Source organism: Phaeodactylibacter xiamenensis (genome assembly GCF_965229835.1).
In the GTDB taxonomy this organism is placed as follows: domain Bacteria; phylum Bacteroidota; class Bacteroidia; order Chitinophagales; family Saprospiraceae; genus Phaeodactylibacter; species Phaeodactylibacter xiamenensis.
The window spans coordinates 337,777-362,590 of the sequence record NZ_OZ245931.1 but is presented as its reverse complement, the minus strand read 5'-3'; the positions used below and the strand labels follow the sequence as shown (position 1 = coordinate 362,590).

The window sequence follows — 24,814 nt, the reverse complement described above, 5'->3', positions numbered from 1 at the left end:
ATTATGTTACAGAAAGCCATTCCTCACCTTATTGCCTTGGGCATTTTCTTCGCCCTTTGTGCCGCATTCTTTTTTCCGCAGCTGGAAGGCAAAATGCCGCAGCAGGGGGATATTATTCAGTACCGGGGCATGTCGCAGGAAGTCCGGGAATACAAGGAACAAACCGGTGAGACCTCCCTGTGGACCAATGCTATGTTTGGAGGGATGCCCACTTATCAGATCAATACCGTGAGCGAAGGGAACACCCTGAAAGTCCTCGACAACATCGGCACGCTGGGCATGAAGCCGCCGATTGGCCGGTTCTTTCTGGCTATGGCAGGGTTTTACCTGCTTATGGTTGTATTGGGCGCTAACCCCTGGCTGGCAGTGATCGGTGCTATCGCCTTTGGCCTGACCACCAACAACCTCATCCTCTTCGAGGCAGGCCACGAGACCAAGGTCAAGTCTATTTCTTATCTCCCCATCGTGACGGTGGGGCTGCTCATGGCTTTCCGAAAACGGTACCTGCTGGGCGGCATTCTGTTTGCGACAGGGCTGGGCCTGAACATCATGGCTAACCACGTGCAGATGACGTATTACTTCGCCCTTACCCTGCTCATTTTCGGTGTGGCGGAGCTGGTCTACAACATCAGGCGCAACCGCCTGCCTCATTTTGCAAAAGCAGCGGGCGTCCTGATTGCGGGTGGGCTTCTGGCCCTTGGCGCTGCGGCTTCCAATCTCTGGATCACCTACGAATACTCCAAGGATACCATGCGCGGGGAGCCGATTCTGGAAACAACCGGTGACGCTTCTTCCAGCAGTGAAACAGAAGGCCTGGCCTGGGACTATGCCATGCAGTGGAGCAACGGGGCCATTGATTTATTTGCCTCCTACATCCCGGGAGTAGCCGGTGGTGGATCACAGGAAGCCATTGGGGATGATTCAGCAATCGCCCAGGATTTGAGACGCAAAGGCGCGCGCCTGCCTGCCAACTTTAAAGCGCCACTATACTGGGGCGACCTGCCCTTCACGAGTGGCCCGATTTACTTTGGCAGTATAGTGTTTTTCCTCTTCCTTATGGGGCTTTTCCTGGTCAAAGGCCCGGTAAAATGGTGGATTGGCCTGGGCACGCTCCTGACGATGCTACTGTCGATGGGCAATAATCTGGAGGGCTTCAACCGATTGTTCTTCGATTATTTCCCCTTGTACAACAAGTTCAGAACGCCTAACTCCATTTTGAGTGTCACGGCATTTTTGGTGCCTGTACTGGGCTTCCTGACGCTGCACAAGATCATCAACCAAAAGGTAACCAAAGAGGATGCCATGCGCAGCCTCAAGATCGGCGGAGGGATAGCCGCAGCCATTGCCCTGTTCTTTGCCTTGCTTGGCCCTTCTTTTTTCGATTTCAACAGCGCGGGTGATGCCCGGCTGGAGCAAAGTGGATTTGACCTAGGTGCTGTCCGTGCAGACCGGCAGTCGCTGATGCAGGGGGATGCTTTCCGCACCCTTATCCTGGTATTGCTCAGTGGTGGATTGCTTTGGGCTTATTTGCAGGAAAAAGTGAAGCTCAATATCCTGCTGCTTGGGCTCGGTGTACTCATCACTTTCGACCATTGGACGGTGGGCCGGCGCTATGTAGATGAAGACCTATTCGTAACCGAGCGGCAATACTTTGCCGGCCTTGCACCCCGCCCCGTGGATGAGCAAATCCTGCAGGATACCGACCCGCACTACCGGGTTTACGATGCCTCGATCAACACATTCAACAGTTCCAAGGCTTCTTACTACCATAAAACTATTGGGGGCTACCATGCTGCAAAGCTGCAAAGAGCACAGGACCTGATCGACCGCCACCTCAGTCAGGGCAACCAGAAAGTGCTGGATATGCTGAATACCAAATACTTTATCATTGGGCAGCCCGGGCAGGAACAAGTGCAGCAAAATCCGAACGCACTGGGTAATGCCTGGCTGATCAGCAATTTCCAAACGGTAAATTCTGCCAATGCCGAGATTGATGCGCTCACTGATTTTGACCCCGCAACTACGGCAGTCGTGCACCAGGATTTCCAGGAATATATTGCCGGGCTGTCGCCATCCGGTGCAGGACAGATTAAGCTAACCAGCTATGCGCCTAACAAACTAACTTATGAAGCGACCGTACAAGGCGATCAGTTTGCTGTCTTCTCTGAAGTCTGGTACGGCCCCGACAAAGGCTGGCAGGCTTACATTGACGGGCAACCGGTAGACCACATCCGGGTGAACTACCTGCTGAGGGGCTTGAAAATCCCTGCCGGGCAGCACGAAATCACTTTTGAATTTTCCCCCGCTTCCTTTGACCGGGGCGTTATGGTTTCCCGTATTTTCAGCAGCCTGATCCTTTTGGGCCTGATTGGTTATGTTGGGTACTCCGGCTATCAATTCTATCAGAATCCACCGGCCGACCCTTCGCCACAGCAGCCAGGCACAAAACAGACAAAACCGACAGCCACCAGTACCCAACGCAAAAAGAAGAAAAAATAATGCCGAAGGATAGCCACGTCGCGGTGGTCGTCCCTTACCGCTTTGTGCCGCCCCATAACGGCGGGCACAAAGCGGCATTCGGGCTGTGCCGGTTCCTGGCGGAGCGTACCCGGCTCACTGCCATTTCAACACCTGATAATACCGATGATGCCGCGCCATTCCAACTGAAAGGCCTGCTGAGCAGTGGTGTGGCCCGCTATGTGCTACCGGGAGGAGCCATGCGTATTAGCCGGTATTTCAAAGAAAATGGTGTGGACCACTGCATCGCCTTTCAGCCTTTCATTGCCTTGTTGTTATACTGGCCTTGCAAGAGGCAGGAGGTTAAACTTTCCATTTACATCCAAAATCTGGAGTACCAGCGGTTCCGGAGCATGGGAAAGGCATGGTGGCCTTTGGTCTTCGCCGCCGAGTGGCTCGCTTTCCGGCTGGCGCATCACCTTTACTTCATTTCTCCGGATGAAGTCCGCCCCGGGCAGCAGGCCTTTGGGCTTTCGCCGGAAAAGTGCAGCGTCTTGCCCTACGGTACGCCTCATCCCCGCCAACCGGAGCAGCAGCCTGCCCGGGTAAGTATCCGGCAAAAGCATGGCTACGGTGAGGAGGATTGCCTTATTATTTTTTTCGGGCCCCAGACGTATCAGCCTAATCTGGAAGCGGTGGTGCGCATTGTGGAGCACATTGAGCCGGCCTTCCGGCAAATAGCGGACTTCCCCTACCGGTTTCTGATCTGTGGAGGGGGCCTGCCGGCACAGCACGATCAGTTGAGGGCCTACCGGAATGTCGAATACCTGGGCTATGTGGAGGATATCGAAGCCTACGTTCAGGCAGCTGACCTGATGGTGAACCCGGTCAATTCCGGTGGTGGCGTGAAGACCAAATTAGTGGAAGCCATTGCCTTGGGCACAACGGTGGTCTCCAGCTATACCGGTGCACTGGGCGTAGTCCCGCAAGCCTGCGGGCCCAAGCTCAGGCGGGTAGCTGATGAGGACTACCCGGCATTTGCGGAAACACTGCTGCAATGCTTCCGTGAAGGACGGGTCCCCACTCCAACAACATTTTACGAAACCTATTACTGGGGGAATATTGTGCAGTCCGTTATCGGTTAATTTGAAAAGCCTTACCTTTGCCAGCCATCAAAAACAATTACCGTGACCAAAGCAGAAATCAAGACCGAAAAGGGCACCATGAAAGTCGAATTCTATGACGAGGATGCCCCGAATACCGTTGCTAACTTTGTGAAGCTATCCAAGGATGGCTACTACGATGGCCTGACTTTCCACCGCGTCATCCCCAACTTCGTCGTTCAGGGCGGATGCCCGAATGGCGATGGCCGTGGCGGCCCCGGTTATACCATCGATTGTGAGCTTGATGGCGGCAATCAGTACCACGACCGTGGCGTACTGTCTATGGCGCACGCCGGACGGAACACCGGAGGTTCTCAGTTCTTCATTTGCCACAGCCGCGACAACACCGCTCACCTGGACGGCAACCACACCTGCTTCGGCAAAGTAGTGGAAGGCCTGGATGTGATCGACGATATTCGTCAGGGTGATAAGATTGAGGCCGTGGTGATCCACGAGGAGGTTTAATCATTCCAAATTACAGCGCAAAACCATACCAATGAATCTGCTCCAGCAAATTTTGCAGTCCAAAGCCCTGGAACGCACCAAGCGCTTCGTGGGCAAACAATCGGGGCTCTACCTCAAGCTTAAGCGTTTCACCCCTTCCGCCAGCGAAGAGATGCGCACCGCTATGCTTTGCAAGCACATGGGCATCACCCACGTGGTGGATATCGGTGCGAACACCGGGCAATTTGCGGAGTCGCTTTACGATTTTGGGTTTTCGGGCAAGGTTGTCTCCTTCGAGCCGGTAGCCGCCGCTCGGGAAGAGCTGGAAAAACGCTCTGCCCCCTACCCCAACTGGACGGTTGCGGAGCGCTGTGCTATCGGAGCTGAGGACGGCACCATCACCATGAACGTGTCTGATGATACTGTCTTCAGCTCAGCTTTGCCGATCAAGGATTCCTACGTTTCCCACAATCAGAAGTCGAGGATTGTCCGGCAGGAAGAAGTTCCGGTGTTTCAAATCGATACCATCCTCCCGAGATATATCAAAGACCTGGACCACGCCAGCATCCTCTTCAAGATTGACACACAGGGCTTTGAAAAGCAAGTGCTCGACGGAGGGCCGGAGACGCTGGCCAATGCCAAGGGATTGAAAATTGAGATCCCGCTTTATGCCATCTACGACAATACTGAGTTCCAGTTTTACGACATCATGAACCTCGCGCGGCACCATGGATTCCAACCCTACAGTTTCCACATAGAAGGCGTAGACCTCACCACGGGCCGGGTGAATACGATTGATGGATTGTTCTTCCGGGAAGACTAAGTAATATGAAGTATGTCATCGTCATGCCGGCCTACAACGAGGAGGGCTTCATTGGGCGCGCCATTGAGTCCATTGCAGCGCAGACGCTGATCCCACAGCGCCTGGTCATCGTCAATGATGGCTCTACGGACCGTACCCGTGAAATCGTGGAGGGCTATCAGCAAACCTACCCCTGGATTCAGCTGGTCAATAACGATAAAAAGGAACAGCGGGCGGCGGGCTCCAAAGTCGTACGTGCTTTCTATCTGGGCTATCAGCAAATTCAGGATGCCTACGACTTTCTGGTCAAGCTGGACGCCGACCTTACCCTGCCCACCCACTATTTCGAGCGAATCGCTTCCCTCTTTCAGGCTGACCCAAAACTGGGCATCGCCGGCGGCACCATTGCCATAGAAGAAAATGGGGAATGGGTGTACGAGAATTTTTCGGATGTTGATCATGTTAAAGGTGCCTTCAAGTCCTACCGGCGGGCATGCTTTGAACAAATTGGAGGGCTGCGGGCCTCTATCGGCTGGGACACCGCTGATGAACTGCTGGCCCGCTTCCACGGCTGGAGCATTCAGGTCGACCCGGAGCTACAAGTCAGGCACTACCGGGTACTGGGGGCAGAGACCGGCTCCGTGAAAATCCGCGTCAAAGTTGGCAATGGTATGTACCGGCTGCGCTATGGTTTTTTTATCACTCTTATCAGCGCCATCAAGGCCGGCTATCTGAACAAGCCGTATGGCATTACCGGGCTGGCTGTGCTCTGGGGCTGGGTACAGTCCTTCCTTAACCGGGATGAATTTATTGTGACGGCTGAGGAAGGGCGGTTTATCCGAACCTTCAGAAAAGCAAGGATGCAAGAAAAAATAGGATTAAAACAACTCGCCTAGCGATACAAAATCGTGGTCCCTTTTTCCGTGAATAGGTACTGCTCCTTAAGGTTATAGGCCGCTTTCCATTTTTGGATGGTCGCTTGTTCATCCGGCCGGTTGGTATCATCCAAAATAATGACCGCTTTATCGCTGAGCTTTTCCAACAACAACGGCAAGGCCGGGAAACGTGCTTCTTTTTGAATATCTTCCGGCGGTCCATCGATAATTAGCAAATCGATATCCTCAACGTTTGCCAGACCCGAAATATCGTACCATTTCCAGTCGGAGCCATTCAACGAATAGCTCTTGAGCGGAGCAAAAAGGACTTCGCTATTGAGGTTTTCCACTTTTCGGGCAGTCTCTCTGGCGTATTTTTCCAGATGGTCCAGAGCATAATGCCTGGCTTCACTATTCACTGATCTTAGCCATTCTGAAATAACAACGGAAGAGACACCGGAGCCTGCTTCAACGATAACTTTAGGTTGTAACTGAATGCAGTGTTCTACAATGACCTTGAAGAAATCCGGCGACCCCGCAATCACCCTCATAGGAGGAAAAGCCACTTTAGGCTGAAACTGCTGGTAAATCCATTGCATGCTTTCCACCTGATTGGTATCATGCACGCGATCGAGCTGAAGTTTGTAAATCAGCTGAACAATTCGAAAGCCAAGAACAACAAACCCCAGGCTAATCAGTGCAAGCCCTGGCAGAAGAAAGCCAGGATACCCCAGGGATTCCATTAAAAGCAGCGCCAATACGCAGAGCGCACTCAACGCCGCTGCCCCTTTGAAAAAGGAAAAGGTCGTGTAGATTTTTTGCTTATTCATAGGGCGAAGTTATCATATTTGGCGGAGAAAGGAACGCACCCGGTCGACCATACTTGGAGAAACGGATGGATTATTTCGGATATCCCATTCTGCAAGTGCGGCCTCCAGGTCTCCCTCTGCTCCGATAGCATTCCAAAACCGCCGGAACCCTGTTTTGGCCTCTTCCAGGTCAACCTGAATACGGTTGGGCTTATCCCTCAGAAAATAACCCACGTTCTGATGTACTGTGTCTACGTAATCTGCACAAAACTCCAGCCCACGTTCCCTGGGGCGCATGAGTATACCCTCTGTGTAAGCGTCGATAATGCTCCGGGCTCTGCCCCATCTCCGGTTAAAGCTCGCCGCCGTAGCCTCCACATCCCGCTTGAGGTGCACATAAAACGCATCCTTGCCATATTTTTTACCTAACTTGCCGAGCATCCAGCTCAGGCGGTTGTCAGCCTCAATGTGCTGATCGGGGTAGGCAATCCGGTCTTCGCCCAGGAGGGTCGACCGGGTTTCGTGGCCCGCTGTGTAGTTGGTGATGTGCTGGCAGGCTCTGATGAATGTCATAGACCCACTCCTTCCGGTACACAGTATAAAGACGTTCATCTCAGTTTCAATAGTTTTGCTGCATGGGAAGCATTAAGCGTCAGGGAATTGGCTCCGGCTTGTTTATGTACATCGGCTTGCTGATTGGTTTTGCCAACAACATCCTCTACCCGCGTATGGTGGGCGAAGAGGTGCTGGGTTTTACCAACTGGCTGATGGAACTGGCCATGCTGTTTACGCTGCTCGCGAGTTTTGGGAGCAATGCCACCATTATCCGCTTTTTCCCATATTTCAAAAATAAAGACGAGCAGCACAGCGGCTACCTGTCTTTTCTCTTTCTGCTCCGCACCCTCGGGTTATTGGTCACCGGGTTAGTGCTTTTTCTTGCCAAAGACTTTCTGCTACAGATTTATACTACCGACGAAGGACAGACTTTTGTAGATGACTACTACAACCTGCTCTTCGTAGCCCTTGCGATGGTAGCGTACCTGGAGTTGCTCGAAAATTACCTGGCTGCTTTGCTGCGGCCAAGAGTGCCGACCTTTTTCCGCGATGTCTTCGCCAGAATACTGGCACTGGGGTTTATACTGGCGTATGGCTTCGGGTATATCAGCTTGTCTGCCTTTATCGTCCTTTATGTTTGCCGGTTTGTAGCAAGTATTGCAGGCATGCTGGGCTTTACCTGGTACATTGGCGAACTGCACCTGCGCAGTGGGTGGCCGGTATTCCGGAAGCCTGTTTTTAAAGAGATCGCTAGTTATAGCTTTTACTCGGTTTTTGCAAGCCTGGGCAGCAAAATCACCACCAAGATCGACATCCTCATGATTCCTGCATTGCTCAATTACGCAGCTGCGGGCATCTACACAGTATATATGTTTTTCGCACAGGTGATCATCATTCCGCATCAGGGGCTGGCCAAGATCGCTTCCCCCTTGCTGGCGGATGCGTGGAAACGGGAAGACTTTGAAGAGATTCAGGATTTGTACAGCCGCCTGGCACTCAGCAATCTGGCAGTAGGTGTCCTAATCTATGTTGGCATTCTGATCAACCTGGATCACATTGCCACTATACTCGGAGAAGGCTTTGAAACGGGTAAAATGGTGGCTGTCTTTCTGGGGCTGGGGCAGCTGGCACATGCAGCGAATGGCTATAACGGATTGTTGCTCAACTATTCACCGCTTTTCCGGTACGATCTCCTGTTCAAAGGTGCTACCGCTATCCTGACCATCATCACAAACTATATCTTCATCAACTGGCTGGGCATCGCCGGGGCGGCATTGGCTACCGCGCTGACGATCGTATTGATCAATGTCTTTATTCAGTCTTTCATCTACCGGCATTATCAAATGCACCCTTTCTCGTGGCGGATGCTAGGGCTGGCAGGGGTTGGCCTGGCCTGCCTGGGGATAGACTATCTTATTCCGGTTTGGGAATGGCATTTCCTGGCCGACCTGGTCCTGCGCTCGGGTATTGCCACCCTGCTGTACTGCACAGCGATTATCGCACTTAGGCTCACGCCGGATATTTCAGACTTCTTTTGGGAATACGTCGGCAAGGCAAGAGCGCTATTGAAGCGATAATGCTCTTTCCACATCCCGGAGCATCAGATTCACCCAGCCTGTATACATTTTGGCAGAAGGGTGCAGACCGTCTTCTGCCAGTAAATCGGGATCCTGCAAGCCCTCACGGGACATCGGGGTGACGTTAATAAAGGGTATTCCGTAGAGCTGAGCCTGCTGTTCCAGATAACCATTATACTTGTCAATTTCGGAGGAAATCTGTGCAGGCTCACCAAAGTTCTGCCCAAAGGGCGTATAAGCATAATCAGGTACCGAAACCAGCACTAAACGACTCGTATCGCCGGCCGCTGCCTCGATTGCAAAGTGCAACAAGTCCTCCAGGTCGCGCTCAAAAGTCACAAAGGGCAGGCGCTGATACTGATTATTGACGCCAATGAGCAGGGTAACAAGGTCGTAGGGCCGGTTAAGTGCTTCTGCCTGCTCTGCGGCATCCAGCAGATCTGATGAGGTCCATCCGCTCTTGGCGATGATGTCCGGGCTCTTGATGAAAACGGAGTCCTGATGCACTGCATTCAGACGGGCCCTAAGCTGTACCGGGAACCGCCCCTGTGGCTCTACGGATGCTCCTATCGTATAACTATCGCCCAAAGCCAGGTAGTATAGGGTGTCTGTACCGGATGTGCTTTCACCCCCCGAGTGCTTTTTGCCTTCAGGAGTCAAACCAGTATCGGTGCTGCATGCGCCCAATAAAACCATGACTGCCATTAGTACCCCAATATATATTCTATCCATTCAATTCAGTCTTTTTTGTCTTTGTTATCAGTTTCGTGCTTTAATGACACCCCATTCACTAAATGTACGCATGAGAATTTAGAAGGTTATGTTTTCCAGCTTACATATTTCCTGTTTTTTGATTTCCCTAGTGCCTTAAGCCCCTTGTCACATCAGGGTATCATTCAAACAAAAAACAAGCCACTTTGTCAGCAAATACTGCACACGCCTGCCACTTCGTCTGTTTGCATTAATATGGCACGCCCATTGAATGCATTTATCAGGTCGCCTACACATTAGTGAAGGTTGGCTAATCATTTGACCTAAACCAATACCACCCAATGAGCAACGATATCATTACAGACGAAGAAATCATAGAAGAGGTACAATCAGAAAGTGCAGACCAGCAGCTACAGCGGGTAGAAAATGTGCTCCCGCAAAACCTGACCATCCTGCCGCTTCAGCAGCGCCCCATTTTTCCGGGGCTGGCCATGCCCCTGACTTTCAAGGGTAAAGAAATGGTAGAGGCCATCAAAAAAGCAGTAGAAGAACAAGATGGTTACCTCGGCTTAGTCCTGACTCAGGAATACAATACTGAGGATTATACCGAATCTGAATTCTACGAACATGGTACCCTCTTCCAGGTCCTCAGAGTCAATGAAGCGGCTCCCGGCGTTGCCCAGATTCTGGGCCGGGGCGTGTCCCGTTTCCACAAAAAGCGGGTGGTGCTCGTGAAGCCCGCTCTGCGTTGGGAGGTGCAATACCACAATGAGCCCGAAGAAAAGCCCGATCAGGACCTCAAAGCTTACATGATGGCGATCAGCGGGGAGATCAAAGCCCTGCTCCAACTCAACCCCCTGTTTCAGGAACAGGTCAACATGGTGGTCTCCCAGCTCAATTACGATGCGCCGGGCCTGACCATGGACGTCATCAGCAACCTCTTGTCTTCCGATGCCGAAGTCCTGCAGGATTTGCTTGAAACCTACGATCTCCACGAGCGCGCTCAAACCTTGCTCAAACTGATCAAAGAGGAACTGGAAATTGCCAAAATCCAGAAACGCATCAATCAGCAGATTGAGGAAAAGGTCAACAAACAGCAGAAGGAATTCTTCCTCCGCGAGCAACTGAAAGCCATCAAAAAGGAGCTCGGCATGGAAAAGGAGGAAGGCGAATCGGAAATTGAGAAGCTGGAAAAACTTTTTCAAGGCAAAGTCCTGCCGGAGGAGGTGCAGAAGACCGTAGAGGACGAGCTCAACAAACTCCGGACCCTCAACATCCAGTCCCCGGAATTCAACGTCACCCGCACTTACCTGGAAACCATCGGCAGCCTGCCCTGGGGCATTCATTCAGAAGATAATTCAGATATCAAAGCTGCACGCGCGATACTGAACGACGAGCACTACGGGCTGGAAGAAGTCAAGGACCGCATCCTGGAGTTTCTCAGCACTGTCATAAAGCGGGGCGCAGTAAGCGGCTCCATCGTTTGCCTTGTTGGCCCTCCGGGTGTGGGCAAGACCTCTATTGGAAAGTCCGTTGCGCACGCCCTGAACCGGGAATTTTTCCGTTTCTCCGTAGGAGGTATGCGCGATGAGGCGGAAATCAAAGGGCACCGCCGGACCTACATCGGGGCGATGCCGGGCAAACTCATTCAGGCGTTGAAGCGGACAGGCACCTCCAATCCGGTCATTATGCTGGATGAAATCGACAAAATCGGCAGCAGCTTCCGGGGCGATCCGGCTTCAGCTCTGCTGGAAGTCCTGGACCCCGAGCAGAACAACAGCTTCATGGACCACTACCTGGACCTGCCTTATGACCTGTCCAACGTCCTCTTCATCACCACCGCCAATCAGCTAGATACCATTCCCGGGCCATTGCTCGACCGTATGGAGGTTATCCGCCTGGCGGGGTACATTTCTGATGAGAAGGTGCAAATTGCCCGGCGCTACCTGTTGCCCAAGCAACTGAAGGAACATGGCTTCGAACCTGACGAAATCGACATCACAGAAGACGCCCTCCGGGTCATTGTAGAGAAGTACGCCCGGGAAGCCGGCGTGCGGAACCTGGAAAAGCAAATCCGCAAGATCATCCGCAAAGCGACCCTGAAACTGGCAGAGGAGGAGACCATCGACTTTACTGTAGATAAGGATGATATCGAGGAATTTCTCGGCAAGCCCATCTTCAAATCAGAGCGGCTTTACAACAAGTCCATCCCCGGCGTAGCGCTTGGGCTGGCCTATACCTCTCTGGGCGGTGCCACGCTGTACATCGAAGCGAACGGCATACCTGGGCAGAGCGGCAGTTTTAAACAAACCGGTCAGTTGGGGGATGTGATGAAGGAATCTGCCGCCATTGCTCATACTTATGTCCGCTCCCGCCTGGCAGCCTTTGAAGCGGAGGATATAAAAAACTACTACGACAAGCATCAGGTGCACCTGCATGTACCTGCCGGCGCAACGCCGAAGGATGGCCCTTCCGCAGGCATTACCATGGCGCTGTCCCTCTTTTCGCTGGCTACAGGCAAAGCGATCCGTGACGATATTGCCATGACGGGCGAACTGACCCTTACCGGAAAAGTACTGCCGATCGGTGGCGTAAAGGAAAAAACTATTGCGGCCCGCCGGGTAGGAATTACCAACCTGATCCTGCCGGAAGACAACCGCCGGGACTTTGAGGAACTTCAGGATCACATCAAAGCGGGCATCAACGTCCACTACGCTGATTACTTTAATGATGTGCTCGCCGCAGCCTATCCGGATGATGACTTCTGGAAAGTTTAGATTAACTTGGCGGCATGATGCATCAGCCCAAAATCTTTGCGCCTCACCCCGTAGTAGCTGCCGAAAGTCAGCGCAATGGCGGGGTGAGCCCGGCGCCTTACCACAGCCTCAATCTGGGCATCAATACCGAAGATGCTCCGGAGCATATCGGGCAAAACCGGGAGCGGTTCTTTAAGGTGCTGGGCTGGCCGGTTGGCGCATTTTGTTACAGCTATCAGGTGCACGGCAGGGAAGTCTTGGTGTCAAATGCACCGGGCGATCATCATGGCTATGACGCCATTGTCACCAAAGAACCAGGTCTGCTTATTGGAGTGACGATTGCGGATTGCACTCCGGTCTTAGTCTTCGACCCTAAACAACAGGCCGTAGCCGCCATACACGCCGGATGGCAAGGTACAGCTGCACAGATTGTAACCCATACCCTAAACCGGATGCAAGAAGCTTTTGGGACGAACCCGGCAGACTGCCTCGCATATGTAGGTACCTGCATCACCCAGCCCCACTACGAGGTTGACGAGCGGGTCGCAAGCCGCTTGCCCGAAGCACACCTAAAGCCCGGCGCTAAGCCAGGTAAATGGATGGCTGACCTCAAAGGCGCCAATCAGGCCCAGCTGCTGGCGGCGGGCATTCCTGAAGCCCACATCGAGGTGTCGCCCTTCTGTACCTGGGCGGACAATGACCATTACTTTTCACACCGGCGAAACGAGGGCAAGACCGGGCGCATGTTAGCTGTCATTGGCATCCAAAACAAATCATCATGAATTACTGGCTCGTCAAATCAGAACCGGATGAATATGGCTTCTCTGACCTGCAGGCGGAAGGTACGGGGCGCTGGGATGGCGTACGCAATTATGCCGCCCGCAATCACCTGCGCAGCATGCGTGTGGGCGACCTGGTCCTCTTTTACCACAGCAGGAAAGGGCTTGAGGTAGCGGGCATCTGCAAAGTGGTACGTGAAGCCTATCCTGACCCTACAGCTGAAAAAGGTGATTGGAGTGCGGTGGATATGGCCGCCGTCAAGCCATTTTCAAAGCCCGTCCCTTTAAAGGCCATCAAAGACAACCCAAAGCTGCAGGAAATGCCGCTTGTGCGTATTGGGAGGTTGTCGGTTATGCCGGTGACGGAGGTGGAGTTTTACGAGATTCTGAAGATGGGGAACACCATTATTGAATAATTACTTTCTTTACCGTCCGAAAGCCTTCGCTTTGCACGATCAGCCAATAGACACCGGCAGGCAGTCCTGATACGTTGATCTCCGCATTTTCGGTGCTATCTGTCAGCTGCTGCAGGACCTGCTGGCCTTGTGCGCTAATCAGGTGCAGTTGTACTCTATCGTTGAGATCCCCTTCCTTCCATTGCAAATTAAGCACATGACTTGCCGGATTGGGCGCAATGGTAAAATCCAGACTGGGACCGGACCTGTTTTCCGTATTCACAATCTGAACCTGCTGGCAAGACTGATTATTTCCAAAAAAACCATCCTGCTGATGGTTGGGCCCTAAGGCAAAAAAGCAAATATTGTACGCGATGTCGAATTCAAAAGGGCTGTTACTACCATAAGTGTTGTTTAACTGCACCGGAGCTTTACAGGAGCCGCCAGGCGGGAGATTTAGCCCATGCAAGCTTTTGATGATGCGTAGTTCTCCACAGTTAAAACCATTAAGCCTGGGTGTGGCAATTAAGACCTCCTGCAGGGTATCCGGACCGGCATTGACTACTTCGACGCTAAAGAAATGTTCTACCGAAAAGTAAGTGAGCGGATGATCCACTATAGTGCTGTTCAGGTTAAGGCTGTCCAGCTCAATAGCTCCAATTCGCACATCGGTTTCCATGAATGCCGGAGGTACTGATAAATCCTGACGGCTGCCCAGGACTGTCCGGGGATAAGTAAAGTTTAAGGCGGATTCTGCCGGGCCTTCCAAGGTGTAAACAAAACGCCCAGCCTTCCACTTCAGGTTCTGTATTTCCAGTTCCGGTCCGGAAGTCCAAACCGAATCCCACACCCCAATACCGGTGCGGCGGTAGATATTGCGGTCATCGAAGGCAACCAGCTGTGCATCGTCCATGGTAATGCCTTTGAACCCCGCACCTGATTCAGCATTTACATTCCCGGATGCAATATGCAGTAGCTTAAAGCCGGATGCGGTGGAATAATGAACAAAATCCTCCGAGGGGTCTAACAAAAAGTTAGACGTTGGGGCATCCTCTAAGTCGACGCTGTCCAACAATACACCTTGTGCATCCACTAAATAGCCCTTTGCACCGATATTGAGCAAAATCGTATTTTCATCTAATACAAGCTGCTGGTCGATGACCGGATAATCACTTAACGTTTCAAAATCAAGCGTGGCCAGGCTGTCTAAATTAGAGTCCAGGATCAACAGCCGCCTGCCTGTGGACAGAGCGATATTCCCATTAGCCAGTGTGCTAAACCGAACAGGGTTGTCAAATCCATTCTGGAAAATGAATTGCCGGAAACCAAGGACCTGACCCGCAGTATCTACCCGCACAATAGCGTAGCCATCTTCGGGTGAGCCCACATCATCTGCCTGCCGGAAATTGCCTGATGCCAGAATACGACCATCAGATTCAAACGCTACCTCATGCAAGTAGCAAAAGCCGCAATCATATGGTGTTACGGACCATAGACTGTCTCCTTGTGCATCAAACAGCGTCATCAGGGGCATCATACAGGACTCCTGCTTGCCTACTGCAACGGTGAGGCCTTCCCTAATGGCGACGTCATGGTAGGTCGCATGCGGCTCGAAAGGGACGTACTCAAAAATACCTTGAGCAAAAAACAAATGGGGCAGGCAACAGATAGCCAGAAAGATGGTGTACTTTTTCATATTTGGGGTTTTCTCTCAATATACCTCATCACAGGGTAATGAAAAACCCTTCTTTTGCCATCCGCACGACCATCACACCAATAAATCAAACAGCATCTTACTGTCATTCAATGTTTGGTAATCAATTTTGGAGGCTTGCATACGCTCCAGCAAGCGGTTGTAGTCTTCCCACTGCTGCAACTGAATGCCTACAAGCGCAGGCCCGGAATCCCGGTTGTGCTTTTTGGTGTACTCGAAGTGGGTGATGTCGTCGTTGGGGCCGAGGACGTTATTGAGAAAATCGCGTAGAGCACCTGCCCGCTGCGGGAAGCGGATGATAAAGTAGTGCTTTAACCCTTCGTAGAGCAGAGAGCGTTCCTTGATTTCCTCGGTGCGGGTGATGTCGTTGTTGCTTCCGCTCAGGATGCAGACGACGTTTTTGCCTTTGATCTGCTCTTTGTAAAAATCCAGTGCAGCCACAGTCAGTGCGCCAGCCGGCTCGACTACGATACCCTCTTCATTATACAGCTGTAAAATGGTACTGCAAACTTTCCCTTCCGGCACCAGCACCATATCGTCCACCACCTGCTGGGCGATTTTGAAAGTCAGGTCCCCTACCCTGCGCACGGCAGCACCATCCACAAAACTGTCGATATGCTCCAGGGTGACCGGCTCACCAGCTTTAAGCGATTCGTACATGGCCGGGGCGCCTGCCGGTTCCACACCGATGATTTTAGTATTCGGGCTTAGCTGATGAAAGTAACTGCCAAGACCTGACACCAATCCGCCTCCACCAATAGCGCAAAAGACGAAATCCAGGCTTTCATTGCAGTCTTCCAGGATTTCAAGCCCTACAGTCCCCTGCCCTTCAATAGTCCGCGGATCATTGAAGGGATGGATGAACTCCTTGCCATTCTCCTCTGCATCCCGGACCGCTTCGTGATAAGCATCATCAAAAGTATCCCCCGTCAACACCACTTCCACCCATTCTTTGCCAAAGAGATTGACCTTTTTGATCTTCTGCCGGGGCGTCACACTGGGCATGTAAACCTTGCCTTTCACCTGCATTTTCTGGCAGGCCAGGGCAAATCCCTGCGCATGATTGCCCGCACTGGCACAGACCACGCCGTTCGCCAGCTTATCCCTGGGCACCGTTGCCATTTTGTTGTAGGCACCCCGGATTTTGTAGGAACGTACCACCTGCATGTCCTCCCGCTTGAAGTACAAACGGCAACCGTAATGCTCCGACATGTGGTAATTGTACGTCAGTGGCGTAGGCTCTGCCACTCCGCGCAGGCGCATCTTCGCTTTGTAGATCGCCTCTACGGAAGGCAGGACAGTGGTCGTTGTGGATGTTGACATGGGATTACTTTTTTCCGATAGTTGCTATACCTCAATAGTCTATTAAAAGCAGAGATGGCCTTCACTTAAACTTACCCGGGTTGTCCATCATATACCCCAGCAAAGAGCCCACCTCAACGGAGTTTTCCAACCACGTATCATGCTGCCCCACAGGAATATAACCGAACCGGTAGGCAAATTGCGTCCAAACCTGCACCTCCGCATTCTCCGCATCCGAATCAGACAACTTGCTAATAAAATGCTTAGGATAACGCCGCTTCCTGTACCCCTCCGCAATATTCGCACACACCGAGCGCGATGCCCGCCGGATTTGATCCGTCAACGAGTACCGCTCCTCCTTAGGAAAAGACTTAGAAACTTCAAAGATATCAACCGCCAGCTCAAATGCCTTTTTATATGCCAGCAGCTCCGTATACCTCAAATTAAATTTCTTCTCCATCCTATCCCATTTTAAGACAAGTTAAACAAATCCCCCCACTACAAGACTCCCCACTGCCGACTGCAAGACTCCCCACTGCCCACTGCAAGACTGCCGACTGCAAGACTGCCCACTACCAGACTCCCCACTGCCAGACTGCCCACTGCCAGACTGCCCACTGCCGACTGCAAGACTCCCCACTGCCGACTACAAGACTCCCCACTGCCGACTGCAAGACTCCCCACTGCCGACTACAAGACTCCCCACTGCCGACTGCAAGACTCCCCACTGCCGACTACAAGACTCCCCACTGCCGACTACAAGACTCCCCACTGCCGACTACAAAACTACCCAACCTTCTCCCCCTGATTCTCCGGCCGAAGCCCCCGCACCGTACGGCCCGCTCTCCACATCTCACTATCATGCAACTCCTTGAGTTCCGCATCCAGTTTTTCCCGGTAATCGGACTGACTATTGGAATCAATAGACCGCTGTGCCTCTTCGCCCTTCGCTACGCTATCGTATAATTCATCAAAAACCGGCGCTACCGCATCACGGAACTTCTTCCACCAGTCCAACGCACCCCGCTGTGCCGTAGTAGAGCAATTCGCATACATCCAGTCCATACCATTTTCCGCTACGAGCGGCATCAGGCTCTGTGTCAGTTCCTCCACGGTTTCGTTGAAAGCTTCGGACGGGCTATGCCCATGACGGCGCAGGCAATCGTACTGTGCAGCGAACAAGCCCTGAATCGCCCCCATCAAAGAGCCGCGCTCACCGGTCAGGTCACTGTACACCTCCTGCTTGAAAGTCGTTTCGAACAGGTATCCCGAACCTACGCCAATACCCAATGCGATCACCCGGTCCTTAGCACGTCCGGTTGCATCCTGGAAAATAGCGTAGCTGGAATTCAGCCCTTTGCCGGCTACGAATAAACGGCGAAGGCTTGTACCGGAACCTTTAGGCGCTACCAGAATCACATCCACATCTTCCGGTGGGATAATGCCCGTGCGCTCCTTGTAGGTAATGCCAAAGCCATGAGAAAAATACAACGCTTTGCCTTTGGTCAAAAGCGGTTTAATCTTAGGCCATACGGAGATCTGTGCCGCATCGCTCAGCAGGTACTGAATAACGGTACCACGCTCTACGGCTTCCTCAATCGGGAATAGCGTAACACCCGGCTCCCAGCCATCATCTACAGCCTTGTCCCAGGTCTTGGAATTCTGACGCTGACCGACAATCACATTAAACCCATTGTCCTTGAGGTTGAGTGCCTGCCCCGGGCCCTGTACCCCGTAGCCAATGACGGCAATGGTTTCGTCTTTCATAATCTCCCGCGCCTTTTCCAGCGGGAATTCCTCACGGGTGACTACGTTTTCCTCTACGCCACCAAAATTTAGCTTTGCCATGTTATTTTGTTGTTTTTTAAGCTTTCTGAAATGTACTGCATGATGCAGGGGAGACGAAATAACGGAATTTCAACACCCGCCGCTGTTATCCCCGCCGCCTTTTAGCGGGCATTTTACAGTAGTAAAGACCACACTCCCAGACACTACGGGTTTTAGGCAACAAATTCATTTCCCACACTCAATATATTGATTGCCAAGATATTGAACCATTAGGCTTCTAAACTATCCCCCTAAGATGTCGCCTACGTTTCCCAAGCCAGCCCAAGGGGCGTATTACGAAATCCAAGCAAAACAAAGCGGCACCGATAATCCCAAAAGGATCACCAATGCCGCTGATTTCATTAACCCTCCTAAATAGATTAATCGATCGTAGGCGTGTCAAGCTCTGCCAGAGCCGCCTGTATTTCTTCCTCGGTGATTTCGTGCCTGACCAGGTTGCCGCTTAGGTAATTTTCGTAGGCAGCAAGGTCAAAGTTGCCGTGCCCGCAGAGATGGATCAATATGGTCTCGCTCTTGCCTTCCTCCTTGCAGCGCCTGGCTTCCTGAATGGCCGTGGCGATAGCGTGGTTGGTCTCAGGTGCTGGAATGATGCCTTCTGTTTTGGCGAAAAGCACGCCTGCTTCGAAGCACTCGAGCTGATCGTGTGCGCGGGCCTCAATAAGTTGATCCCTTAGCAGCTGACTCACCACAACGCCCGCCCCATGGTAGCGCAGCCCTCCGGCATGAATCGGTGCCGGGACGAAGTTATGCCCAAGGGTGTACATGGGCAGCAGTGGGGTCATTCCGACCATGTCGCCAAAGTCATAACGGAACACGCCGCGGGTGAGCTTAGGGCAAGAAGAAGGCTCACTGGCAATGCACCGGATATTTTGGCCCTCTTCCAGATTAAGCCGCAGGAAAGGGAAGCTGATGCCGGCAAAGTTGGAACCTCCACCAAAAGGCGCCACCACAATATCCGGCTGATCACCGGCTTTCTCCATCTGCTTGACGGCTTCCAGCCCAATCACCGTTTGGTGCATGAGGACATGATTGAGGACGCTGCCCAAGGCATATTTGGTATGCTCATCAGAAGCTGCACGCTCTACGGCTTCTGAAATGGCAATGCCAAGGCTACCCGGCGAATTGGGGTTTTTGGCCAGTACCTGACGCCCCGCTTCGGTAAGATCAGTGGGCGAAGGGTAGACTTTGGCGCCCCAGGTATTCATCATCATCTTGCGGTAGGGCTTCTGCTCGTAGCTGATCTTCACCATGTAGACCTCACATTCGATACCGAAGTGCTGACAGGCAAAACTCAGGGCACTGCCCCACTGACCGGCGCCGGTTTCGGTCGTGATCCGCTTTACGCCTTCCTGCTTGTTGTAGTAAGCTTGCGCAACCGCAGTATTGGGCTTATGAGAACCGGAAGGGCTCACACCTTCGTACTTGTAATAAATTTTGGCAGGAGTGTCCAGCGCTTTCTCCAACCCTGTGGCCCGAAACATTGGCGTGGGACGCCAGATTTTATAGACCTCGCGGACTTCCTCTGGTATTTCCACCCATTTTTCCTGGGTCACTTCCTGTTGGATCAGGCCCATTGGAAAGAGGGGCGCCAGGGCATCCGGGCCGATGGGTTCCTTAGTGCCGGGGTGCAGCGGAGGCAGGGGCTTGTTGGGCATATCGTGCACAATATTGTACCACGCCTCCGGAATCTCATTTTCCGACAGTAAGATTTTCCGTGTGTTCATGCTAATTTGAATTTGGTTGCAGTAATACCCACCAAATTAGCATATTCACCAAGTTTTCCCACTCCCAAACCAAACAAAAATCGGCAATTTTACAAAAACAAGAGACAACCTCACGCCTTACTGCCCAGATGCACGAAGTAATCCCACACCCCACCGTAGGCTGGTTTTACACTATGGAAAAGTGTCGTGAATTCCTGTTCCAAAAGCGGCAGCAGGTGCCCGTCCATGCGAACGTGATTATTGCCCATGTGCGTCTTGAACCACCCAAACCGGGAATCAAAAAAGTCAGCTGCCGCTATGATGCCCCCGGGCTTCAGATCAGCCTTAGCCTGCCGGATCAGCTCTTCCCACTGTGGATTAATCATGGTCAGAGAATAAGAAAACAGAACGGCGTCGAATTGCTCCAGGTATTGGGTGTCGCCCAGTGCATAGGGGCGCTCCTCCAGTTGGACCCGCTGCGCAAACGGCTTGGTCGCTTTTGTGGCTTTCTCAATCATGTGAGCAGATACATCCAGCCCGGTCAGGTGAGCTTTGGGAAAACGGCGGGCCAGCAGCCGAAGGTTGTAGCCGGTGCCGCAGCCCACTTCCAGGATACGGTGCGCTTTTCCGGGGTCAAGGGGCAACTGCCGAATGACTGCCCGACGCCCAAACAGGAAGGTCCAGCGGGTGAGGTCGTAGATTTTGGATTGCAGCACGTAATAGCGCTGCATGGTTTCGTTCTGTTCTGTAACGGAGGCCGTGATATGCTTGGATGCCATATTTGATTTTTTGATTAAGGAGGTGACTACTGTACTTCGGCCAGATAAACACTAGCGTAAGTGCCCACCCGGTCAAGTTGATGGGTTTTAGCCGTTAAATCCTGCTCGAAAACAACCGCTTTCTGCACAAAATCAGGAAAGAAGTCCACTTCATGAGCCGCTGAGCGCAGCAATATTTTGGTGCCGGGCCGGCTATTCTCCAGAATCAGTCGCCACTCTTCTTCCAGCGCCGGCCGGTCATTGGCAGCCAGCCAGTCTTGATGGTCAAGGAGTACGTAGTGGGAATAGGCACCAGGATTGTCCTTCAGGAACTGACTGATTGTAGTGGTATTTGTCTGCACCCGGTCTATTCGGTCACGAAGAGGCTCAAAGTGCTCCGGCAACAGGTAATTGGGAGCGCAGGTTTCTGTATAAGTGCCATACATGTACAACCGGTAGAAGTAGTTGTCCTGCAAAGGCAACTCCGTGAAGACTTTGCGCAGACACTCCTGAATGAAGCCCAATGCGCCCCGCTCGTATTTTTTCACAAAAAGCTCCTGCTGCGACCGGGGCACCCCTACCAGGCACATGGTGAGGTGGCGGTTGACCATCCATTCTACCATATTATTCAGGACACGCTCTTCTACCTGCAGGTAGATTTCCTTCTGCTCTTCCAGCGTAGCAGCGTGGAACATTTGATCGATCTGACGGAAGAGTTTCTTGCGCCCCTTTAGGTAATTGCTGGCCAGCCAGGCGAAGGTGCCCGAGGAGCCAAAATGATAAAAGGACTTCCGCAAGCCTTTAGGTGAAAAGTAATGGAGGTGCTCATCCCAGTATTCCTGCGCATAGCCAGGCAGTGCAGAGCGGAGCTGCCGGTGGTAGAGCTCCGGGAAAGCCTCGTGGCTGCCCCTGCCAAACACTTGAAACAACGTTTCCGGATCACTGTGGCTGAAAAAGGCACGCTTGAGTTCAAGCAAAGCATTTTGCCGGGGGTTCATGTCAACGCAGTGCACGGCTCTGGGCCCATCCAGCAGATAATCGAGCGCATTGCAGCCGGCACTTGTGATCATAACAATTTCGCTGTCCGCATCAATAGCCATGAGTTCGCGGTCGCAGCGGGGGTCTTCCCAGCAGGTATTGTAAACAAGGTTGCTCTTGTGTACGCGGTGGAATACCCAATCCCGCAGGTGGTTGATCTTCGTCACTTTTTTTGTGGTGAAAATAGTACGCGTCAACCCGAATAGCGTTAGCCCTGAATTATCTTTGTGCTAACTTATTGTAAACCTACAGGTTCCCGCTTAGCCAGCCATTGGTAGGTGGCGACCTGAGCCCTTACCGGCGTGCCCCCCTGATAATGGTAAGGGTTATTTTGTTCTGCATTAATGATGCGCGCCTTGGTATTATCAGCAAGTTGCAGGTTGATGATGTGCCGGATCTCCTCCCGGATTCTTTTATCATAAACCGGGAAAACTACCTCCACCCTGCGGTCCAGGTTGCGGGTCATCCAGTCAGCTGAGGCGAGAAACAGGCGCTCCTCCCCTCCATTTCCAAAAATATAAACCCGGGCGTGTTCCAAAAACCGGTCTACGATGCTGATGATTTCCAGGTTTTCGCCCACGCCTTCCAAATCAGGTACCGCACAGCAGATACCACGTACAATCAACTGTACCTTTACGCCAGCCCTACAAGCTTCGTAGATTTCCTCAATCATTTCGGGGTCTTCCAAGCTGTTCATTTTGAGCATGGCGTAGGCTTTTCGCCCTGCTTTGGCATGCCTGATCTCCTGCTTGAGCAAAGCCTCAAAACCGCTCCTCGTGGTGAACGGAGAAACCAACAGATGTTTGCACTTTGGCATAAGGATCTTCCGCTCCAGCAAATCGAAGACCTGCCCGACTTCTTTAGCCAGGCGGGGATCAGCAGTAAGCAAGGCGTGATCGCAGTACAGCCGGGCCGTTTTTTCATTAAAATTGCCGGTGCCCAGATAGGCATAATGCCGCAAATCCTCTTCTTCCTGCCGAATAATCAGCAATAGCTTGGTATGCACTTTGATACCAGGGTAGCTGTAAATCACCGTAGCGCCGGCTTTTTCCAGCTCAGCGCCCCAGTACAGATTAGCCGCTTCGTCAAACCGGGCTTTAGCTTCGATAAAAGCGGTGACCTGTTTTCCATTTTTGAGGGCTGCCAGCAATCCATCCACTACTGCGGAGCGGGAAGCAACCCGGTAAAGGGTAATCTTGAGGGTGGTCACATCCGGGTCCTGCGCTGCTTCGCGGATCAGCCTTGGGATGTAGTCGTATTTCTGATAGGGAAAGTGCAGCACAGCGTCCTGCTCCCGGAGATAAGGCAACAGGGCTTCTGCCTGCTCCAGCCCCTCATGCAGCAGGGGCTCCATGGGCTCATCGTGCAGCTCGCTCTGATCCGTTGGATTGGGAAAACCAAAAAAGTCGTTGAAATTGTGATAGCGGGCGCCGGGGATGAGGTCATGCTTGCTTAATTTCAGTTGCTCTTTGAGCAGCCCCAGGAGTTCTTCCGGCATGCGGCTGTCGTAGAGAAAGCGTGTGGGCAGACCGATATTTCGCTCATCGAGGCTTTCGCGAATCTTCTCTATCAAATCGCCGGAGTATTCGTCATCGATGTAGAGCTCAGCATCCCGTGATACTTTGATGGCGTAGGCGCCCAGGACAGGCTCATCGAGAAAAGCCGGAAGGTTATAGCGAATGATATCGTCCAGAAAAGTTAGGTAGTAAATCCCTGCATCTTCTGAGGGCAACTCCTGAAACCTGGGCAAATTATCTGTAGGCATTTGGAGGATAGCGGTACGGCCTTCCCCTTCCAGATCAATCACAAAGTAAAGCCCCTTGTTTTCAAGGAAAGGCCATGCGGATTCCGGCTCTAAAATGATGGGGTTCAGGCAGGGGTAGACTTTCTCAAAAAAATAGCGTTTGGCAAATTCCTGTTGCGGTCCTGTGAAGGCTTCGTTGTTGATCAGGCGCACACCTGCTTTTTCCAACTCCGGGATGATATCCGTACGGAAGATGCGGCCAAAGACCTCTTGCTGCTCCTGTACAATCCTGCGGATCTGTTTAAGCTCTTTTTTGGGCTTAGTCTCCAGGTCGAGAGCCTTCCGGGTTTTCTTCTTCAGTTCTTTGAAACTACGTAGAGAAGCTACCCGCACCCGGTAAAATTCATCGAGATTGGAGCTGTAAATAGCCAAAAACTTGATGCGTTCGTAAAGGGGCACCGATTTGTCCATCGCTTCCTGAAGTACCCGGTGATTGAAAGAAAGCCAGCTGATATCGCGTTTTACCAATTCCGTTTTTGCCATACTGCCTGCGGATTGAATTATTGAGGGTTAAGCAAGGGAGCAAAACTAGGCAGAATGTGCTTATAAGCGATAGATGGAGTGTTATCTATATATTAAAATTTTAGCAAAAACTCTTGTAGCAGCGCCCGGTAGGCCGGGGTGTAGGAATCCTCCGCTTCCGTTGCCCTGATGGCCAGTTGATCGGTTTCGGTAGGTCTATCTTCCTGCTCGAACTGCATCAGCAAGCGGTTGACCGCTGCGTCAGGTTTTGGCCGCACTTCGGTCACTTTGGTGCAGAACAGGTGGTATTCCTCCGCTCTTTCCTGAAACCGGAGCCCTTCGAGGTAAGGCAACACCAGGCAAAACCGCCCGTTTTTTGCCAATAGCTGCCTAACCGCAATGAGCAGATCTCCGTGCGGCATGCGGACCGTTTGCCGGGCAATCGCACGCTCCTCCTTCATACCGAAGGTGCCGCCGGAAAAGAACGGTGGGTTGGAAACGATAAGGTCGTAAGTGGTGCGGGTGGTGCGCGCATAGTCCTGAATGGCTTCCTGAATCACAGACAGGCGCTTTTCCCATGGCGAAGACGCAAAGTTCTCACCTGCCTGCTCACAGGCCACATCGTCAATATCAATCGCATGGATGGTAGCTTCCGGGGCACGCTGTGCCAGCATGAGCGCTATGACGCCGGTCCCGGTGCCTATATCAAGCGCCTGAGTAGCGGCATCTACCTGTGCCCAGGCACCGAGCATGATCCCATCCGTGCCTACTTTCATCGCGCAACGGTCTTGCTGTACAGCGAATTGCTTAAACTGAAACGGAGCGGTTTGTTTTTCTGTCTTTGCCATAGCTGGATTCAAGT

21 protein-coding genes are annotated in these 24,814 nt (G+C 52.3%); 9 read left to right on the top strand and 12 right to left on the bottom strand.

The window, feature by feature from the left end:
• The first annotated feature begins 3 nt into the window (after window positions 1-3).
• The 5 genes from ACO08I_RS01360 to ACO08I_RS01340 are packed head-to-tail and all read left to right on the top strand — an operon-like array spanning window position 4 to window position 5,762.
• Window positions 4-2,499 (top strand): YfhO family protein, encoded by a 2,496-nt coding sequence (locus ACO08I_RS01360; protein ID WP_421948243.1) that lies wholly within the window; start codon window positions 4-6, stop codon window positions 2,497-2,499.
• Complete coding sequence (locus tag ACO08I_RS01355) at window positions 2,499-3,602, top strand: glycosyltransferase family 4 protein (protein ID WP_421948242.1); 1,104 nt, start codon at window positions 2,499-2,501, stop codon at window positions 3,600-3,602. The genes ACO08I_RS01360 and ACO08I_RS01355 overlap by 1 nt, the downstream gene beginning before the upstream one ends.
• 42 nt (window positions 3,603-3,644) lie before the next feature.
• A complete protein-coding gene (locus ACO08I_RS01350; RefSeq protein ID WP_421948241.1) occupies window positions 3,645-4,085 on the top strand; it encodes a peptidylprolyl isomerase in 441 nt (146 codons plus the stop codon).
• A 31-nt stretch (window positions 4,086-4,116) separates the two neighbouring features.
• Entirely contained in the window at window positions 4,117-4,887 is a 771-nt protein-coding gene (locus tag ACO08I_RS01345; protein ID WP_282779937.1) for an FkbM family methyltransferase, read from the top strand.
• 5 nt (window positions 4,888-4,892) lie between these two features.
• Entirely contained in the window at window positions 4,893-5,762 is an 870-nt protein-coding gene (locus ACO08I_RS01340) for a glycosyltransferase family 2 protein (protein WP_421948240.1), read from the top strand.
• On the opposite strand, the gene ACO08I_RS01335 is transcribed toward ACO08I_RS01340, so the two are convergent.
• Together ACO08I_RS01335 and ACO08I_RS01330 are read right to left on the bottom strand one after the other, a co-directional pair.
• The gene (locus ACO08I_RS01335) at window positions 5,759-6,571 is read right to left on the bottom strand and encodes a class I SAM-dependent methyltransferase (RefSeq protein WP_421948239.1); all 813 of its coding nucleotides are present in this window, start codon (window positions 6,569-6,571) and stop codon (window positions 5,759-5,761) included. The two genes, ACO08I_RS01340 and ACO08I_RS01335, sit on opposite strands and share 4 nt — an antisense overlap.
• Before the next feature lie 12 nt (window positions 6,572-6,583).
• The gene (locus ACO08I_RS01330) at window positions 6,584-7,162 is read right to left on the bottom strand and encodes a hypothetical protein (protein ID WP_282779944.1); all 579 of its coding nucleotides are present in this window, start codon (window positions 7,160-7,162) and stop codon (window positions 6,584-6,586) included.
• Between the two features lie 23 nt (window positions 7,163-7,185).
• Between ACO08I_RS01330 and ACO08I_RS01325 the strand changes: the two genes are divergently transcribed.
• Window positions 7,186-8,682 (top strand): lipopolysaccharide biosynthesis protein, encoded by a 1,497-nt coding sequence (locus ACO08I_RS01325; protein WP_421948238.1) that lies wholly within the window; start codon window positions 7,186-7,188, stop codon window positions 8,680-8,682.
• On the opposite strand, the gene ACO08I_RS01320 is transcribed toward ACO08I_RS01325, so the two are convergent.
• Window positions 8,668-9,414 carry an SGNH/GDSL hydrolase family protein gene (locus tag ACO08I_RS01320; RefSeq protein ID WP_282779948.1) on the bottom strand — a complete coding sequence of 249 codons (747 nt, stop codon included), beginning with the start codon at window positions 9,412-9,414 and terminating at the stop codon, window positions 8,668-8,670. The two genes, ACO08I_RS01325 and ACO08I_RS01320, sit on opposite strands and share 15 nt — an antisense overlap.
• Window positions 9,415-9,734: 320 nt before the next feature.
• Between ACO08I_RS01320 and lon the strand changes: the two genes are divergently transcribed.
• Genes lon through ACO08I_RS01305 form a run of 3 tightly spaced genes read left to right on the top strand, consistent with a single transcriptional unit; the run spans window position 9,735 to window position 13,344 of the window.
• Entirely contained in the window at window positions 9,735-12,170 is a 2,436-nt protein-coding gene (gene lon, locus ACO08I_RS01315) for an endopeptidase La (RefSeq protein ID WP_421948237.1), read from the top strand.
• A gap of 14 nt (window positions 12,171-12,184) precedes the next feature.
• Complete coding sequence (gene pgeF, locus ACO08I_RS01310; protein ID WP_421948236.1) at window positions 12,185-12,931, top strand: peptidoglycan editing factor PgeF; 747 nt, start codon at window positions 12,185-12,187, stop codon at window positions 12,929-12,931.
• Window positions 12,928-13,344 (top strand): EVE domain-containing protein, encoded by a 417-nt coding sequence (locus tag ACO08I_RS01305; protein WP_421948235.1) that lies wholly within the window; start codon window positions 12,928-12,930, stop codon window positions 13,342-13,344. Before pgeF ends, ACO08I_RS01305 begins: the two co-directional genes overlap by 4 nt.
• Here ACO08I_RS01305 and ACO08I_RS01300 read toward each other — a convergent pair.
• From ACO08I_RS01300 to ACO08I_RS01260, 9 genes are all read right to left on the bottom strand, one after another.
• Window positions 13,334-15,019, bottom strand: coding sequence for a T9SS type A sorting domain-containing protein (locus tag ACO08I_RS01300; protein WP_421948234.1), 1,686 nt, complete (start codon window positions 15,017-15,019; stop codon window positions 13,334-13,336). The genes ACO08I_RS01305 and ACO08I_RS01300 overlap by 11 nt on opposite strands.
• A 72-nt stretch (window positions 15,020-15,091) precedes the next feature.
• Window positions 15,092-16,360, bottom strand: a complete 1,269-nt coding sequence (gene ilvA / locus ACO08I_RS01295) for a threonine ammonia-lyase (RefSeq protein ID WP_421948233.1) — start codon at window positions 16,358-16,360, stop codon at window positions 15,092-15,094.
• Window positions 16,361-16,421: 61 nt separating this feature from the next.
• Window positions 16,422-16,781, bottom strand: coding sequence for a four helix bundle protein (locus ACO08I_RS01290; protein WP_345894636.1), 360 nt, complete (start codon window positions 16,779-16,781; stop codon window positions 16,422-16,424).
• Window positions 16,782-17,125: 344 nt separating this feature from the next.
• Entirely contained in the window at window positions 17,126-18,187 is a 1,062-nt protein-coding gene (gene ilvC / locus ACO08I_RS01285) for a ketol-acid reductoisomerase (RefSeq protein ID WP_044226152.1), read from the bottom strand.
• Between the two features lie 359 nt (window positions 18,188-18,546).
• A complete protein-coding gene (locus ACO08I_RS01280) occupies window positions 18,547-19,911 on the bottom strand; it encodes a TrpB-like pyridoxal phosphate-dependent enzyme (RefSeq protein WP_421948232.1) in 1,365 nt (454 codons plus the stop codon).
• Between the two features lie 110 nt (window positions 19,912-20,021).
• Window positions 20,022-20,669, bottom strand: coding sequence for a class I SAM-dependent methyltransferase (locus ACO08I_RS01275; RefSeq protein WP_421948231.1), 648 nt, complete (start codon window positions 20,667-20,669; stop codon window positions 20,022-20,024).
• Between the two features lie 26 nt (window positions 20,670-20,695).
• Window positions 20,696-21,853, bottom strand: coding sequence for a DUF3419 family protein (locus ACO08I_RS01270; RefSeq protein WP_421948230.1), 1,158 nt, complete (start codon window positions 21,851-21,853; stop codon window positions 20,696-20,698).
• 68 nt (window positions 21,854-21,921) lie between these two features.
• Window positions 21,922-23,973, bottom strand: coding sequence for a polyphosphate kinase 1 (ppk1, locus tag ACO08I_RS01265; protein ID WP_421948229.1), 2,052 nt, complete (start codon window positions 23,971-23,973; stop codon window positions 21,922-21,924).
• A gap of 92 nt (window positions 23,974-24,065) precedes the next feature.
• A complete protein-coding gene (locus tag ACO08I_RS01260; RefSeq protein WP_282779971.1) occupies window positions 24,066-24,800 on the bottom strand; it encodes a tRNA1(Val) (adenine(37)-N6)-methyltransferase in 735 nt (244 codons plus the stop codon).
• Between the last annotated feature and the right edge of the window lie 14 nt (window positions 24,801-24,814).

Bases quoted from the DNA above. Each gene is read 5' to 3' on its own strand.
- ACO08I_RS01305 (WP_421948235.1), top strand. From the start codon at position 12,928: ATGAATTACTGGCTCGTCAAATCAGAACCGGATGAATATGGCTTCTCT.
- ilvA (WP_421948233.1), bottom strand. From the start codon at position 16,360: ATGTCAACATCCACAACGACCACTGTCCTGCCTTCCGTAGAGGCGATC.
- ACO08I_RS01345 (WP_282779937.1), top strand. From the start codon at position 4,117: ATGAATCTGCTCCAGCAAATTTTGCAGTCCAAAGCCCTGGAACGCACC.
- ACO08I_RS01355 (WP_421948242.1), top strand. From the start codon at position 2,499: ATGCCGAAGGATAGCCACGTCGCGGTGGTCGTCCCTTACCGCTTTGTG.
- lon (WP_421948237.1), top strand. From the start codon at position 9,735: ATGAGCAACGATATCATTACAGACGAAGAAATCATAGAAGAGGTACAA.
- ACO08I_RS01300 (WP_421948234.1), bottom strand. From the start codon at position 15,019: ATGAAAAAGTACACCATCTTTCTGGCTATCTGTTGCCTGCCCCATTTG.
- ppk1 (WP_421948229.1), bottom strand. From the start codon at position 23,973: ATGGCAAAAACGGAATTGGTAAAACGCGATATCAGCTGGCTTTCTTTC.
- pgeF (WP_421948236.1), top strand. From the start codon at position 12,185: ATGATGCATCAGCCCAAAATCTTTGCGCCTCACCCCGTAGTAGCTGCC.
- ACO08I_RS01260 (WP_282779971.1), bottom strand. From the start codon at position 24,800: ATGGCAAAGACAGAAAAACAAACCGCTCCGTTTCAGTTTAAGCAATTC.
- ACO08I_RS01280 (WP_421948232.1), bottom strand. From the start codon at position 19,911: ATGAACACACGGAAAATCTTACTGTCGGAAAATGAGATTCCGGAGGCG.
- ACO08I_RS01360 (WP_421948243.1), top strand. From the start codon at position 4: ATGTTACAGAAAGCCATTCCTCACCTTATTGCCTTGGGCATTTTCTTC.
- ACO08I_RS01325 (WP_421948238.1), top strand. From the start codon at position 7,186: ATGGGAAGCATTAAGCGTCAGGGAATTGGCTCCGGCTTGTTTATGTAC.
- ACO08I_RS01275 (WP_421948231.1), bottom strand. From the start codon at position 20,669: ATGGCATCCAAGCATATCACGGCCTCCGTTACAGAACAGAACGAAACC.
- ACO08I_RS01335 (WP_421948239.1), bottom strand. From the start codon at position 6,571: ATGAATAAGCAAAAAATCTACACGACCTTTTCCTTTTTCAAAGGGGCA.
- ACO08I_RS01340 (WP_421948240.1), top strand. From the start codon at position 4,893: ATGAAGTATGTCATCGTCATGCCGGCCTACAACGAGGAGGGCTTCATT.
- ilvC (WP_044226152.1), bottom strand. From the start codon at position 18,187: ATGGCAAAGCTAAATTTTGGTGGCGTAGAGGAAAACGTAGTCACCCGT.
- ACO08I_RS01330 (WP_282779944.1), bottom strand. From the start codon at position 7,162: ATGAACGTCTTTATACTGTGTACCGGAAGGAGTGGGTCTATGACATTC.
- ACO08I_RS01320 (WP_282779948.1), bottom strand. From the start codon at position 9,414: ATGGATAGAATATATATTGGGGTACTAATGGCAGTCATGGTTTTATTG.